The sequence below is a fragment of the Arboricoccus pini genome, from assembly GCF_900187945.1.
Lineage (GTDB): Bacteria > Pseudomonadota > Alphaproteobacteria > Geminicoccales > Geminicoccaceae > Arboricoccus > Arboricoccus pini.
Map to the genome: position 1 here is coordinate 1 of NZ_FYEH01000021.1, position 15,013 is coordinate 15,013.

General features: G+C 65.8%; 10 protein-coding genes. All 10 read right to left on the reverse strand.

Annotated elements, in window-relative coordinates; all coding sequences use genetic code 11:
* Positions 1 to 233: hypothetical protein (locus tag CFB17_RS18245; protein ID WP_133063958.1), on the reverse strand; the 233-nt coding region annotated here is incomplete at its 3' end.
* Positions 234 to 606: 373 nt separating this feature from the next.
* Entirely contained in the window at positions 607 to 3,753 is a 3,147-nt protein-coding gene (locus CFB17_RS18250; RefSeq protein WP_088563054.1) for a UvrD-helicase domain-containing protein, read from the reverse strand.
* Positions 3,754 to 3,882: 129 nt separating this feature from the next.
* On the reverse strand, positions 3,883 to 4,467 hold the full coding sequence (locus CFB17_RS18255; protein WP_088563019.1) for a PqiC family protein: 585 nt from the start codon (positions 4,465 to 4,467) through the stop codon (positions 3,883 to 3,885).
* Positions 4,467 to 6,179: a PqiB family protein gene (locus CFB17_RS18260; protein ID WP_165769706.1), complete on the reverse strand. Its 1,713-nt coding sequence runs from the start codon at positions 6,177 to 6,179 to the stop codon at positions 4,467 to 4,469. The genes CFB17_RS18255 and CFB17_RS18260 overlap by 1 nt, the downstream gene beginning before the upstream one ends.
* Entirely contained in the window at positions 6,151 to 7,557 is a 1,407-nt protein-coding gene (locus CFB17_RS18265) for a paraquat-inducible protein A (RefSeq protein WP_088563021.1), read from the reverse strand. Before CFB17_RS18265 ends, CFB17_RS18260 begins: the two co-directional genes overlap by 29 nt.
* Before the next feature lie 234 nt (positions 7,558 to 7,791).
* Positions 7,792 to 9,411, reverse strand: coding sequence for an ABC transporter ATP-binding protein (locus tag CFB17_RS18270; protein ID WP_088563022.1), 1,620 nt, complete (start codon positions 9,409 to 9,411; stop codon positions 7,792 to 7,794).
* A complete protein-coding gene (locus CFB17_RS18275) occupies positions 9,408 to 10,247 on the reverse strand; it encodes an ABC transporter permease (RefSeq protein WP_088563055.1) in 840 nt (279 codons plus the stop codon). The genes CFB17_RS18270 and CFB17_RS18275 overlap by 4 nt, the downstream gene beginning before the upstream one ends.
* Entirely contained in the window at positions 10,247 to 11,197 is a 951-nt protein-coding gene (locus CFB17_RS18280) for an ABC transporter permease (RefSeq protein ID WP_207762178.1), read from the reverse strand. The genes CFB17_RS18275 and CFB17_RS18280 overlap by 1 nt, the downstream gene beginning before the upstream one ends.
* Before the next feature lie 15 nt (positions 11,198 to 11,212).
* Positions 11,213 to 12,775 (reverse strand): ABC transporter substrate-binding protein, encoded by a 1,563-nt coding sequence (locus CFB17_RS18285; protein ID WP_207762179.1) that lies wholly within the window; start codon positions 12,773 to 12,775, stop codon positions 11,213 to 11,215.
* Positions 12,776 to 12,942: 167 nt separating this feature from the next.
* Positions 12,943 to 14,955 (reverse strand): CocE/NonD family hydrolase, encoded by a 2,013-nt coding sequence (locus tag CFB17_RS18290; RefSeq protein WP_088563023.1) that lies wholly within the window; start codon positions 14,953 to 14,955, stop codon positions 12,943 to 12,945.
* Positions 14,956 to 15,013: the final 58 nt, after the last annotated feature.

Below are 15,013 nucleotides of genomic sequence, written 5' to 3' on the forward strand. Positions count from 1 at the left end.
CGCTCCTCATAAGGGAGCGATGCCACCGCGCTGTAATGCCGAAGCAGCTCCTGGAACTCCTCATCCCGCAGCAGCTTCTCGACTTCCATGACGGGAACGCGGTTGACGAGCGCCATCTCCTGGGCGGTACGTCCGGCCGCCATGGCCTGGGCCGTGCGCCTGCGGTCGCGCCTGGCCCAGAAGGGGTAGCGGCGCCGTGGCGGCTTGGGGGCGAGGCTATCGGTCCAGTCCATGGGGCCCACTGTACAAGGAATATAGTCCTTATACAACAGATCTCATGCGCTGCCCGCTATCCGACCACCCCAACCCCATGGGGTCCAGGGGCCTTTCGGCCCATCGACAGCAGAGCTGTCGATCCGTGCTCGCGCAGCGAGACGTCGATCATCAGATCGCCGAGGGTCGCCGAAGGCCTCCTCCGCGCTCGCGTGAGGTGACGGGGTGCTCGAGCGTTGACCTCTCGCTCCGGGCTCAGCCGGATGCTTGAGTACGCCGCCATGCCCTGGGCGGGACCGGGATCTTCCGGCCTCTCGATTGAGGGTCGCCTGGCTTGAAGTGAAGGTCTGCCTGTGTCTGGAAACACAGGATTAGTGGCATCCTTCTGATCGCTTATCCGGCCTTGCGACCAGCGTGTTGACGCGGCTTTGGTCCAGCCGGCAATTCGAACATGCTCAATTGCCGCGCCCGTCGGCGCGGATTGGCGGGCTGAGAGTTCGCGGTAGTCAGCGTCGCGTCGAAGGCCTCCAGATAGGGCGAGGGGGGCAACATGCGCTGGGAGCCTTGCCAGAAGCGGCGGGCGGCGCGGGTGAGATAGAGGCGATCCATGGCGCGCGTCATCGCCACGTAGAAAAGACGGCGCTCCTCGGCCTCATCCTCGGGGATGCCGTCGCCAAAAGCGAACGGCGTGATCCCGGTTTCCAGGCCGACGACGAAGACGACGGGAAATTCCAGGCCCTTGGCCGCGTGCATCGTCAAGAGCGCGACCCTGGCCGCGCGCGCATCGTGGAAGTCCAACTCGGTCGCCAGCGCCACCTGTTCGCGCAGCGCCCGCTCGTCGCCGGCCGTGGCGGCCAGGCTCCGGAGCCAGGCCTTGGCCTCGGCCAGGGCCGCGAGGTGGGTCTTGTTCTGCTGCTCGGCGGCGGCGATGGCCTGGTCCAGGCGTTCGGTCAGTGATGCCTCGCCGGCGGGCAGGCTGGCCAGAATCAGCATGACGCCCGGATGCGTCGCCAGCCTGTCCGGCGAACTCTTCTTATGGGGGATGCCTGCTTCGTCCAACGCCTGGCGGAGTGCGCGGGCCTGGGCGTCGGTACGATAGAGAATGGCGATATCGGCAAAGCCCAAGGCCCGGGCGTCGTTCCCGGCCCTGCCGCTGTCGCGCTGGGCAGCCAGCATGTCGTGACCGCCGATCAGGGTCTCGATCGTCGCGGCGACGAAGGCGGCCTCGGCCGTCTCGTCGGCGGCGGCATGCAGTATGATCGGCTGGCCCTTCGGCCGCTGCGGAATGGCGGCCTTATCGCCGATGAGAGCCGAGGCGGCGGCGACGATGGTCGCACTGGAGCGGTAATTGCGGCCGAGTCTCAGCTCTTGCGCGTCGGGGTAATCGGCGCGCAGGCGGGCAAAGCAGCTCGAATCGGCGCCGCGAAAACCATAGATCGCCTGATGCGGATCGCCGATCACGCATAGATGCGCTTTCTTGCCGGCCAGCAGGAGCAGCAGCCGGTATTGCTGCTCGTCGATGTCCTGGAACTCGTCGGCGACGATATGGGCAAAACGCTGGCTCCACCGGTCCCGTAGCTCGGCATGCTGTTCCAGCAGTCGGACTGTCAATCCCACGAGGTCGTCGAAATCGACCCAACCCTCGGCCAGTCCCTGCGCCCAAAGATGTGCCTTGGCCCGCGCGGCGTCGCCCTCACCCTCCTGGCCGGTCCGCTTCAGGCGCGAGACTTCCTTGAGCAGCCGTCCGGCATCACGGTCGGAGCATCCCATGGCGGCACTGAGATGCGCGCGCCGCTCGGCCTCGTCGGCCAGGCGGAAACCGGCCGGCAGGCCAAGGCGATGCCCATCGGCGCGAAGGATGAGCAGGCCCAGCGCATGGAAGCTCAAGACTTCGACTTGGTCCGCGCGCGGACCAAGGAGCAGCCGGAGGCGCGTCTGCATCTCCTCTGTGGCCCGGCGGGTAAAGGTGACGGCCAGGCAGGCCCCGGGAGCTACGCCTTGCTCGGCCACGAGATGGGCCAGGCGATGCGTGATCATGCGCGTCTTGCCGGAGCCAGGGCCGGCCTGGACGATCAAGGTGCACTCGCTCAGGGCAGCCGCTTCCGCCTGGTCGGCGTCCAGGGCCGCAAGAATACCCGTCCGCGTCGAGACCGGTACTGGTGTCTCTGCCGGACCCGGCATCGGCAGCGTCGTGGCGGCGGGCTCCGGCGCAGCCTTGCGCCTTGCCGGTACCGGCCGCGATGCCATGGATGCCTCGAAGAGCATGGCACCCTTGGTCAGCCTGGTGAGCTCGCGCGCCTCGAAGAGCCGGATGACGCCGTATTCGCCATCATAGCCGGGCTCGCGGATGACCTGGCCGGCACGCAGCCTGGCCACGGCCTCGGCTACCAGGGCGTCGGCCTTCCTGATGTCCTCGAGCGGCAGCATTTCCAGGAGCGCCAGCTCCGGACCGAGCGCGGCGGTCGCGCGGTCATAGGCGTGGGCGACGCGTTTCGTCGCCACGCCGCTTTGCATGATCTCTGAGAGGATCTCGGGCAAGGGGACGAGGCTGGTGACGGCGCCGGCCGTCGGCGGCGGGGATGCCTCGGCCTCGCTGCGGTCGGCCAGGAGCTCGACCCGGTGCGCCACGCCCACCGTCACCCTGTGGCCGCAGACGGGACAGCGCCCCTCCAGGGCAAGGGTCTCCTTGGGATCGAGGCGGACCTCACAGGCGCGATGGCCATCCATGTGATACTTCCCTTCCTCGGGGAAGAACTCCACGGTGCCGCCATAGCCCTCGCCGGTCTCAAGGGCCGCCCGGATGCCAAGGTAGCTGGGCTCGCCCGAAAAGCGGGTCGCCTCGCGCCCGAGCTTGCCTGGAGAGTGGGCATCGGAATTCGAGGTCAGGCGGAAGCGGTCCAGCGATGAAAGGCGCCAGTTCATCGCCGGATCGGAGGACAGGCCGGTCTCGACGGCGAAGATATGCGAGGCCAGGTCGCCATAGCAGGCATCGATCGAATCGAAGCCCGATTGCGAGCCCATCGCGGCGAACCAGGGCGTCCAGATATGTGCCGGGACCAGATAGGCTTCCGGCCCGGAGGCCAGGGTGACCTCCAGAAGGTCACGCGAATCGAGGCCCAGGATCGGCCGCCCGTCCGAGGCGATGTTGCCGATGCGCCCCAGCCTCGCCGCGAGCGCGTCGACGGTGGCGAAGTCCGGCGCGTAGATGAGGTGATGGACCTTCCGGGTCTTCTCGCCCTTCTTGTAGATCGTCGAGATTTCCGTCGACAGCATGAAGCGGACGGGCCGGCGACAGGCGGCGGGCAGGGTTGCCAGCACCGCCGCTTCGATCTCGGGCTTGAGGCGAAAAAGGCCCTCGCCCGCGGGCAGGAGCTTGTCCTTGAGTTCGGCAAGCCAGGCCGGATGGACGCAATCGCCCGTGGCGACAACCTCGATGCCCTTGCGCGCCGCCCACCACGCCAGATGCTCGAGGTCGAGGTCACGGCTGGTGGCGCGGGAATATTTCGAGTGGACGTGAAGGTCGGCCAGGTAGGTTTGCATGGTTGCCGGGATCGAGGGGATCATGGGCGGCGGGCCCGAAGGCTTCGGGGTTAGTGGTCCGGTCTTTCCTTGTCCACCGTGCCGGCCGACGCGCTCAGGTGCGCGTGCCCGGCCTGCGCGTCGCCGGCGCTAGCGTCCGTCCCGGGCGATGCTGGCCGCCAACTGGTCGAGCGCCTCGCTCAGCGCCTGGACGATGGCATCGTAGGAGCCGGGCGTGGCCACGGGCGCGACGATGGAGAAGGGGGCGCCCGAGGTGGCCTCGTTGTTCTTCGGGCTGACGAGCTGCCAGCGGCCGGCAATGGTGGCGTTGCCGCTTTCGTCGGCATCAAAGCGCTCGATCGAGAGGATCAATTCCCGTGAGGGCTGGATGTCGAAATCAGTCGGCAGCAGCGTCACGCTGGCCGAGCCCAGATGAGCGCGCAGATCCGCAGCCAGCGTGCGCGCGATCATCAAGCTCAGCTTCTCGCCCCAGCGTTCCTGGTCATTGATGTTGATGCGCGCGGCCTCGCTCGTCGTCACGATCTCCGAGCGATCGAGATAGTCGGCGACAGCGACGGGCCGAATGCCGATCGATTGGAGCGGGCTTGGCAATTGCTGTGGGCTGGACGATGGCGCGCCTTTCAAGAGATAGTAATCAGGCGGCAGAGACTGGCAGCCCGCCAGCAGGCAAATCGCCGCCGCCGCCGACAGGCGGGCTTTGGTCATCCTGGACATTATCGATCTCCCTGCCGTCCGCGCAACAGCGCGCTGGGATTGCGATCCAGATAGTCGGTGAAGGACCGGATCGAGCGGGCGGTCTGAGTGAACTCGTCCAGCGCCGAGCGGAGTTGATAGTTGAACTGCGAGGAGGTGCCGAAATTCTGCCGCACCTCGCGCATGGTCTGACCGGCATCCGTGGCCGTGCCGCGCAGGGCACCCAGGAGGGCCGGCATGTTTGCCTGGAGGGAGCCGGCCACCTGCTGCAATTGCACGAGCGTCGCATTCAAGGCGTCGAACGATTTGTCGAGGCGGGCCCCGCCAACGGCTCGGTTCGCCGTCGCCGTCAGGGACTCGAGGGAGCCCAGCGCGTTGTTGGCCCTCCCGACCATCTGCTCGAGCGGCAGGCCAGCCAGGCGTTGCAGGGTGCTGCTGACCGAGGTCGTCAACTGGTCCAGCTGTGAGGGCAGGGTGGGAACGGCATAGAGGCCGTCTTGCTGCTCCAGCTTGGCGGGCGCGGCATCGGGAAACACGTCCAGTGCGACGACGAGTTCGCCAGTGATCAGGCTTCCCGATCGCAACTGGGCGCGCAAGCCGTGCTCGACGAGGCGCGACATGGCGGCAAAGCCGGCGCCGTCGGCCGTCCCTAGCTTGCCGCGCACCTTGAAGCGGCTGGGCTCGATCTCGAAGGTTACAGGGATCGTCGCCGCGCCCGTATCCGTATCGAAATCCAGGACGACGCTGCGCACGGTACCGACCCGCATGCCGCGAAATTCCACCGGGCTCCCGGCCCGGAGACCGCGAAGCGAGCCGTCGAAATAGGCCACGTATTGCTGGCCGCCGCTACCGGCATCGTTCTGCACGGCATCGGCGTTGGCGAAGAGCGGAAAGCTCGTCTCCTCCTTGGCCTCCCCGGTATCCTCAGTTGGGGGGCCGGACGCGGGCGGGCTGTCGAACTCGATACCGCCCACCAGCATGGCCTGGAGTGGCGGAACCTGCAACGAGGGGGTGCCGCCGCTCGTGGAGAGCGACAGGCTGCCGGCGTTCCAGAACCGGCTATTGGTCTTGACCAGCTTGTCATAGGGCTGGCTGACAAAGATCCGGATCAGGACCTGCGAGGAGGCCTCGTCGAACTGGTAGCCCAGAACCTGCCCTACCGGGATTCCCAGATGATAGATTGGCGCACCTTGCGAGATGCTGCCTAGCGTCTTGCTAACGAGGACGAATTGCCGCCCGGGCGTGGTCGATTCGATCAGGGGCGGTTCTTCGAGGCCGACGAACGACCTCTTGGCGGTGCCCCCGCCTGGCGTGTCGACCTGGATGTAGGAGCCCGAGAGCAGAGTATCGAGGCCGCTGACGCCGCCCGCGCCGATGCGCGCCCGGACGATCCAAAACCTGGCCTTGTCCGTCAGGAAGGGATCGGCTGTCGCATCCATGCGAGCCTCGACCGTGACGTGGCGAAGGTCGGGCTGCAGAGCGATATGCTCGACTGTGCCGAGGTCGATGTCCTTGTAGCGGATCTTCGTCTTACCTGGTTCGATGCCGCTCACCGACTCGAAGGTGATCTCGATGAGGGGACCGCGACTGCTATAGGTCGTCCAGGCGATCCAGCCGGCAATGAGGATGGCCACGACCGGCACGATCCAGATCGGCGAGATCGTCCGCCGCTTTTTCAGGACCGCCGCGTGCTGGTCACTTGCCTCAGACGCGCCAGTTCCGTGTTCGCTCACGCCCATCCTCCTCGACGTCCCACATCAGCTTGGGGTCAAAACTCGCCGAGCCGAGCATGGTCAAGATGACGACCGCGGCGAAAGCCAGGGCGCCGGGACCGGGATCAATGCGCGCCAGCGCCCCCAGTTCCACGAGCGCCACAAGAATTGAAATCATGAAGATATCGACCATCGACCAGCGTCCGACGCCCTCGATGATCCGATAGATCTTCGTCCGCTGGCGCAGCCGCTGGCGCGACTTGAACTGCACGCTCAAGAGCAGCCAGACCAGGCCGCAGAGCTTGAGAACCGGCACGAGGATGCTGGCAAAGAACACCAGGAGGGCCACAGGGAACATGCCTGCCGCCAGCAGCGACTTGACGCCGCTCAGGATCGTGTCGGGCTCGCTGTTGCCTAGATATGTAACGGTCATGACCGGCAGCAGGTTGGCCGGAATATAGAAGATCGTCGCCGCCAATAAGAGCGCCCAGGTCCTGGCCAGGGAATTGGGCTTGCGTCGATGCAGGCTGGCGCCACATCTCGAGCAGGCTACCCCATGCTGCGCGCCGGCCGGGGCAACGTCCACCTGGCCGCAGGCATGGCAGGCCAGCAGCGGCTGCCCGGCCGCCAAGGAGAGCGGCGGGCGGGCGCGGATCTTATCCCAGATGACCGCGGGCTCGGTGATCAGGTCGGCCAGCAGCAAGAGGAGAATGACGCCGACGAAGGCATAGAGGCTGAGACCGAGCTGTACCGAGGCAAGATCGATCAGCTTAACATAGGCGACGATCAATCCCAGCAGCATGATCTCCATCATCGACCAGGGCTTCAAGGAGCCGCCAAGCCGCATCAGCCAGGCGCCGGCCCAGGGGCGCCGTCCGATCGTGATCGGTCCGAGGATCAATATGTTGCTGAGGATGCGAAGGGAGGGAATGACCGAGACGACGATGACGACGAGCAGGCCCAGCGGCCACATGCCCTGCTGGATCAGCATGGCGGGACCGGTGACCAGCGTTGCCGTCTGGGTCTTGCCTTGAATGTCGAGCCCCATGATGGGGAAGCTATGGGCAACGACGACCAGGACGGCCGCCGCCAGATAGATGGCCAGCAGACTCTCGGGCTCACTGCGCTTGCCGCTGGTCAGCGGCGAGTCGCAGGTCCGGCAATGCGCCACGCGATCAACGGGCAAGCCGGCGATCGCGTGCACCGATCCGCATTCATGACAAGCGATCAGCCTTCGCGGGCCTGTCGACTCCATCCGCGCCGTCTTCATGTCCTTGGCACGGAGGCGAAATCCCTCATTCTGCGATTGCTGGTCTACCGGCCCGCGGCTAATGCTATCGTTATTCACGGCGACGTCAATCACCTCTGAGCATCGCGAAGGAGAACGGTGGAATCCCATTCACTAGACAAAAAATATTCGGAAAACCCGCAAGTAAGACTCAATATTCGTATGGTTGAGGAAACCGCGTCGGCACGTCATCACGTAAATGCAACTGATATATTTCTGATTGATACCTGGATTTATGTCATCGACCTGACAGAATTTCAAACCGAATAGGACGAGGGGACCGCAGTTAGTGGTCATCCTGGCATCGACGATATGGCGCGTGGCGTCCGGACCGACCGCCAGATCTCAAACAGGTTGAGTCTGGAGAACGTCCAGGCGTTCGGCAAGCCAGCCGATTCGCATTTCCGGCACGCTATCCAAAAGCCGCTGCGTGTAGGCCGCGCAGGGCGGGGTGAAGATCTCGCTGGTCGTGCCTTGCTCGACGATGCGGCCATGCTGCATGACGACGACGCGGTCCGCCATCCGGCGCACGACACCCAGATCATGAGTGATGAAGAGCATCGCGAGCCGCATGCGGCGCTGCAGGTCGAGGAGCAGGTCCTGCACGCCCTCGGCCACCAGGGGATCGAGGGCCGAGGTGACCTCGTCGCAGATCATGAGGTCGGGCTCGGCCGCGAGGGCCCGCGCGATGCAGACGCGCTGTTTTTGACCGCCCGAGAGTTGGACAGGATAGCGTCTGGCCAGGGCGGGATCCAGGTCGACCAGCGCCAGTAGCCGGGCTATTTCCGTCTCCAGCTCGCGGCCGCGCAGGCCGCGGAACATGGAAAGCGGCCTGCTGATCACGTCGCCCACGCGATGGCGCGGGTTGAGGGCCACGTCCGGCAATTGGTGGATCAGCTGGATGCGCCGGAGGTCGTCGTCGGAGCGCTGCGCCAAAGCAGGGCTCAAGGGCTTGCCCTGGAACTCGATCCGTCCCTCGGCCGGTGGCAGGAGGCCGGTAATGACGCGGGCAAGCGTACTCTTGCCGCTGCCGGATTCGCCGACGATCGCCACGGTCTCGCCTGGATGCACGCTGACGTCGATGTCAAAGAGCACCTTGTGCGCACCCCCGCCATAGGCGGCCGAGACGGCGCGTATGTCCAAAAGCGGCGTGGTGGCGGCGTGCGCCAGCTCCTTCATCCGATCGGCCCTGGCGGCGACCAGCTCTTGCGTATAGGCCTCGCGCGGATGGTGCAGGATGGCCTCCGTCGTATCCAGCTCGACCATGCGGCCATGGCGCAGGACCAGGATGCGATCGGCCATCTGCGCCACGACGGCCAGGTCATGGCTGATATAGAGGGCGGCCGTGCCGTGCTGGTCGATGACGCGCCGCATGGCGGCCAGCACCTCGACCTGGGTCGTGACGTCCAAAGCCGTGGTCGGCTCGTCGAAGACGACGAGGTCGGGCCGGCCCGCCATCGCCATGGCGATCATGGCGCGCTGCAACTGGCCGCCCGAGGCCTGGTGCGGGTAGCGGTCGCCGAAATGCTCGGGATCGGGCAAGGCCAGCTCGGCGAACAGGGTGCGGGCCTGATCAAGGGCGGCCTCGCGGCTGGCCAGGCCATGGCGGAGCTGCACCTCGATCACCTGCTCGCCGATCGTCCTCGCCGGATTGAAGGCAGCAGCAGCACTCTGCGCCACATAGGCCACCTTACGACCACGCAAGGCGCGCAGCTGAGCCTCGCTCATCTGGCGGAGATCCTCTCCGTCCAGCAGGACCTCTCCCCCGGAGAGCCGCACGGCGCCACGCCCAAAGCCTAGCGCCGCCAGGCCGATGGTCGACTTGCCCGCGCCGGATTCGCCGATCAGCCCCAAAACCTCGCCGCGCTGCAATTCGAAGGAGACGTTTTCGACGATGGCGCGGGGTCCATCCGCGCCAGGCACGGTGATCTGCAGGTTCGAGACGCTAAGGAGGGGGTCACTCATGCGGGGCGCTCCAGCATCGCCTTGCCCTGGCGGGCCAGCATCCAGTCAACGACGAGATTGACGCCGACCGTGAGAATGGCGATGGCGGCTGCCGGGATGAGCGGTGCCGCGATGCCGAAATTGATCGCCTGGGCGTTCTCGCGCACGAGACCGCCCCAGTCGGCGGCGGGCGGCTGGATGCCCAGGCCCAGGAAGCTCAGCGTGCTGATGAAGAGGACGACAAAGCAAAAGCGCAGGCCGAATTCCGACATGAGCGGCAAGGTGGTGTTGGGCAGGATCTCGCGGCGCATGATCCAGAGCATGCTCTCGCCCCTGAGCCTTGCCACCTCGACGAAATCCATGGCGGCAAGATCGAGGGCCAGGGCCCGCGCGAGGCGAAAGACGCGGGTCGATTCCAAGATCGCGATGACAACGATCAGGACCGGCACCGAGGTGCCCATGACCGAGAGGACGAGGAGCGCGAAGAGCAGGGTCGGGATCGCCATCAGCGCATCGACGATCCGGCTCAGGACCTGATCGACCGCGCCCCGGCCGAGCGCGGCGATGAAGCCACCCAGCACGCCGATCACGAAGGCCAGTGCCGTGACGGCGAGCGCGATGCCGATCGTCAGTTGGCCGCCCTCCAGCATGCGGCTCAGCATGTCGCGACCCAATTGGTCGGTCCCAAGCCAGTGCTCGGCGGTAAAGCCTTCCCAGAGGCCGCCCACGGGATCGGCCGGATCGTAGGGCGCGATCCAGCCGGCGAGAATGGCGCAAAGCGCGTTGCCGACGACGATGACGAGCCCGATCCAGGCGCTCAAGCTGGCCTCCCTCAAGGCACGGAAGAACGCTTTCATCATCGGGGGTGCCTCAGACGCGGGTTGGCGAGGATGCCCACGATGTCGGCCAGGAGATTCAAGAGCACATAGACGAGGGCGAAGATCAAAACGCAGGCCTGGACGACCGGCATGTCGCGCTTGGAGACCGCGTCGACGAGATATTGCCCCATGCCCGGATAGACAAAGACGACCTCGACGACGACGACGCCCACGACCAGATAGGCAAGGTTCAAGGCGACGACGGTGACGATCGGACCCAGGGCGTTGGGCAGCGCATGCTGGATGACGATGCGCCAGGGCTTGATGCCCTTGAGCCGTGCCATCTCGATATAGGGCCGCTGCAGCACGTCGATCACCGCTGCGCGCGTCATGCGCATCATATGGGCCATCACGACGAAGGTTAAGGTGAGCGCCGGCAACGCCATGGCGTAGACGCGCTCGAAGATGCCCATGCCCGGCTCCACCAGGGCCAGGCTCGGGAAGAGCTGGAGATTGGTCGCCAGGATGATGATGAGCAGATAGCCCATGAAGAACTCGGGCACGGAGATGGTGGCCAGGGAGAAGGTCGAGATGATCTTGTCGAGGGCGCGATCCTCGAAGATCGCGGCCAGCAGGCCCAGCGCAATGGCGAGCGGCACGGCCACGAGTGCCGCCAGGCCGGCCAGGGCAAGCGTATCCATCAAACGCGGCACCAATTGCACCGAGACGGGCTCGTTCGTCGTCAGGGAGTTGCCGAAATCACCCTTGAGGAAGCCTTCGAGCCAGCGCCCGTAGCGGACATAGGCCGGGTGGTCGAGATCAAGTTCGCGATGGATCTCGGCCACGGCCTCGGGCGTGGCACCCTGGCCCAGGATCGCCGTGGCGACGTCGCCCGGCAGCAGCTCGGTCACCGAGAAGATGAGGACCGAGACGACGAAGATGGTGATCACACCAAGTGCCAGGCGGCGCAGCGCCAGCTTGAAGATCATGGGCTGCCGCCTCCCTCAAGCCTTGAGCCAGGCTTTCTCGATGATGCGGAAATTCGAGAGCTCGTAGGAGGGATGCGGCTCGAAGCCCTCGACCTTGGCGCCGCGCCCGTCGACGAAGTCTGCAAAGGTAGCGATCATGTTGCCGCCATCCTCATGGACCATCTTTTGCAGATCCCAGTAGATGGCCTTGCGCTTGTCGAAATCGGTAATGCCGCGCGCCTCGACCAGCATCTTGTCGAACGCCGGCCGCTTCCAATAGCTGTCGTTCCAGGACGCGTCCGACGCATAAGCCGTCGAGAACATCATGTCCGGCACCGGCCGCCCCATCCAGTAGGACATGCAAAAGGGCTGCTTCATCCAGATATTGTCCCAGTAACCATCGGCCGGATCGCGCTGGACGTCGACCAGGACGTTGCCCTTCTTCGCCTGCGCGCGGTAGAGCACGGCCGCGTCCGGCGCGCCGGCATAGGCGGCATCGGAGGTGTGCAGCGTCACCTTGAAGTCTGCCATGCCGGCCTGCTTCAGGTAATATTTCGATTTGTCGGGATCGTAGGGGCGGATTGGCAGCTCGCTGTTGTAATAGGGATTGGCCGGCGAGATCGGGTGGTCGTTCCCCTCGGTGCCAAAGCCGTTCAAGATGGTCTTGACCATCTGCTGACGATCGATGCCGTATTTGACGGCCAGCCGCAGATTATTGTCGTCGAACGGCTTTCTGTCGCAGAGCATCAAAAAGGGATAATGCTGGCCGCTCGTCGAGCGGACGATGGCCACGGTCGGCGCGCGCTGCAAAAGCTGCACCGTCTTGCGGTCGATGCGGTTCATGACATCGATCTGGCCCGAGATCAGCGCGTTCAGCCTGGCCGTGCCGTCATTGATGACGGTGAGCTCAAAGCGATCGACATTGCCGCGCCCGGCCTTCCAGTAATCGGGGTTGCGCACGCCGGAGGCCCGCACGCCCGGTTGGAAGCTCTCGAGCTTGAAGGCGCCCGTGCCGATGAGCTTGGCCCAGTCGGTGAAGTCCTTGGGCACGATCACAAGATGGTAGTCGGAAAAGATGTAGGGCAGGTCGGCATTGGGCTCGGTGAGCGTCACCGTCAACTCGTGCGGTCCACTGGCCTTGATATCGGCGATACCGGAAAGGATCGACTTGGCCGGCGACTTGGTGTTCTCGCCGCGATGCAGGTTGATCGAGTAGACCGCATCCTCGGCCTCGAACGCCTTGCCATTGTGGAAGGCGACGCCTTCCTTCAGCTTCAGGACCCAGGTCTTGGCGCCGTCGGCCGTCGCCCAGCTCGTCGCCAGCTCGGGCGTGGCCTGTCCCTTGGCGTCGATCTCGACAAGGGCGTTGGTGATGGCCGAGACAATCGTCGTCGGCACGGAATCGGTAAGGGTGCGCGGGTCGAGGCTGTCGGTCGAGCTGCCCCCCGCGATGCCGAGCTTGAGCGTGCCGCCCTTCTTGGGCTCGGCCGCCCGCGCGCTGTCGCTGAGGAGGAAGGAAGGGGCCAATCCTGCGGCCAGCCCGCCGGCGCCGCCCACGAGGGCGGTCGAGGAAAGAAAACCCCGGCGGTCAAGTCGCATCGTCCCGTTTCCTCTCGACATCGGCGCTTCCTTTAATTGGACGTCCATTATGCTTCAGACCGGCTTAGCAATCGTCGTGCCTAGATGCTAGAGCGGTTTTAATCTTCTGATCCGGCCGGCCAGCCTCCCTGCGGCATTCCGACCGACCTGCCCGGCCCCGGGCGCGGTCAGATCAATTCCCTCGGTATTCTGGCCTCATGGTCCCGCTCATACACGAGGCGGTCGCCCTCATAGGCCTCGATCCGTGCCCGGACGTGGAAGGCATCGCGATCCGCTCTTAGGCTACTGTAGGTCTCGGTCCTGATCTCCCAACCGTCGCGCGCCAGCCGCTCGCTCCAATGCGCGCGACCCTCGGCGGTGAGCGGATCGTCGGCGCCGATCTCCCAGGTCTCGCGCGCCACCTCGTCGGTTACCAGGCCGTGCGCATCATCCCGCACCGCACCGAAATCATCCTCGATCACGAGCCGGCTGCGGCCTGCCACGACGTCCCGCTCGAAGCGCCGCACATGGCTCGCCTGGCGCAGAGTCGTCGCGGCCCAGGGGGTGGCGGTCTCGGGTGGCGCGAAGGTGGGAGCCGGCAGGCTGGTCGCCACGCGCAGGGGCAGGTCCAGGCCCGAGCGCGCCGTCGTGACGGTCAAGGTGGCACGCTCGGGAGAGGGCCAGATCATCGGCCAGTAGGCACTGGAGACCGCCAGGCGCAGCCGGTGCCCGGCCGCCAGCTTGTAGGCCACCTCGTCCAGGAGCAGCTCGACGTCGTAGACCCGCCCTGGCTCCAGGGGTTCGGGAGCGGCGTGGCTCCTGGCGTGGCAGAGATTGAGGATGCCGTAGGTGATCCTGGCCGAGGCGCCGTCCGGTGCCACATCGCAGAGCCGGACGGCCACGAAGGCCGCGGCCTTGTCGCTGGCGATGGCGAGCCTGACCCGGGCCCGGCCCATGATCGCCAGGGGTTCGGGCAGCGGTTTGGTATCGAAGCAGAGCGAGCCGGCATCGTCTTCCCGCTGGTCGAGGGGAAGCTCGGGCCCCAGCCAGATGGCGCAGTACTCGCCGCTGGCCATACCGCAATCCTGCGGCGAGCGGATCGAGAGGTCCGGCTGGTCGGCTGGCGCCGTCGTCGCCAGTGTGCCCCGGCCCAGCGTCATGGCCAGGGGGGCCACGCCCGGCGAGGGCAAGGCCGGCTCCGCCACCCATTCACCGGCCCGCTTGGCGTAGAAGCCCTTGGGCGGCTCGCTGTCCATCATGAAGACCCGATAGGCCGGGTCGTCCTCGGCACCGTTCGCCACGCCCTTCAGCCAGCGATCCCACCAGCGCACAGCCTCCTGCAGGAAGCCGATGCGAGGCTCGGGTGCCGCGAATTCCGGATATTTATGGATCCAGGGGCCGATGATGCCCTTGGCCGGCGCCTTCAGGTTCTGGACCAGGGCCGGCACGGCGTTCTTGTAGGAATCGTTCCAGCCGCCGACCGCCAGCGTCGCGGCCTCGATGGCAGCATAATCCTCGCAGACCGAGCCATGGCGCCAATAGGCGTCGCGCGTCTGGTGACGCATCCACGTGTCGAGGAGGATGCTCTCATTCTCGAGGCGGTCCAGCCACATCGCCCGCCAGCGATCGCCCACCAAGGCCGGATCGGGTGGCCGCGAGGAATAGGCCAGCATGGTGGCGGCCCAACCCAGATTTTCGTTCAGGAGGCAGCCGCCTTTATAGTGGATGTCTTCGGCGAAGCGATCGACGGTCGAGCAGAGCGTGATGATGGCCTTGAGGGCGGGCGGCCGCCTGGCTGCCACCTGCAGGCCGTTGAAGCCACCCCAGGAAATGCCCATCATGCCGACCGCGCCGGTGCACCAGGGCTGGGCCGCCAGCCACGCGATCACCTCCAGGGCGTCGTCCTGCTCCTGCTTGAGATATTCATCCAGCATGATGCCGTCGGAATCGCCGTTGCCGCGCATGTCGACCCGCACGCAGCCATAGCCGAAGCCGGCCATGTAGGGATGCTGCAGCGCATCGCGCCAGACGGTCCCGTCGCGCTTGCGATAGGGCAGGTATTCGAGCACCGCTGGTACGGGATCTTCGAGGGCATCCTCGGGCAGCCAGAGGCGGGCCGCCAGCCGGCAGCCGTCGCTGAGCGGGATCCACATGTTCTCGATGGTGCGGACAGCGCGGGGAAAATCGGTACGGACGGTCATGGCAGAATTCAGTCGGAGAGTTACACGAGGGCGGCCCCGACATGGCTGGCAGGACCGG

Excerpts from the sequence above, each read along its gene's own strand:
- CFB17_RS18265 (WP_088563021.1), bottom strand. The coding sequence starts at position 7,557 with ATGGGATTCCACCGTTCTCCTTCGCGATGCTCAGAGGTGATTGACGTC.
- CFB17_RS18255 (WP_088563019.1), bottom strand. The coding sequence starts at position 4,467 with ATGTCCAGGATGACCAAAGCCCGCCTGTCGGCGGCGGCGGCGATTTGC.
- CFB17_RS18290 (WP_088563023.1), bottom strand. The coding sequence starts at position 14,955 with ATGACCGTCCGTACCGATTTTCCCCGCGCTGTCCGCACCATCGAGAAC.
- CFB17_RS18250 (WP_088563054.1), bottom strand. The coding sequence starts at position 3,753 with ATGCAAACCTACCTGGCCGACCTTCACGTCCACTCGAAATATTCCCGC.
- CFB17_RS18270 (WP_088563022.1), bottom strand. The coding sequence starts at position 9,411 with ATGAGTGACCCCCTCCTTAGCGTCTCGAACCTGCAGATCACCGTGCCT.
- CFB17_RS18285 (WP_207762179.1), bottom strand. The coding sequence starts at position 12,775 with ATGCGACTTGACCGCCGGGGTTTTCTTTCCTCGACCGCCCTCGTGGGC.
- CFB17_RS18275 (WP_088563055.1), bottom strand. The coding sequence starts at position 10,247 with ATGAAAGCGTTCTTCCGTGCCTTGAGGGAGGCCAGCTTGAGCGCCTGG.
- CFB17_RS18280 (WP_207762178.1), bottom strand. The coding sequence starts at position 11,197 with ATGATCTTCAAGCTGGCGCTGCGCCGCCTGGCACTTGGTGTGATCACC.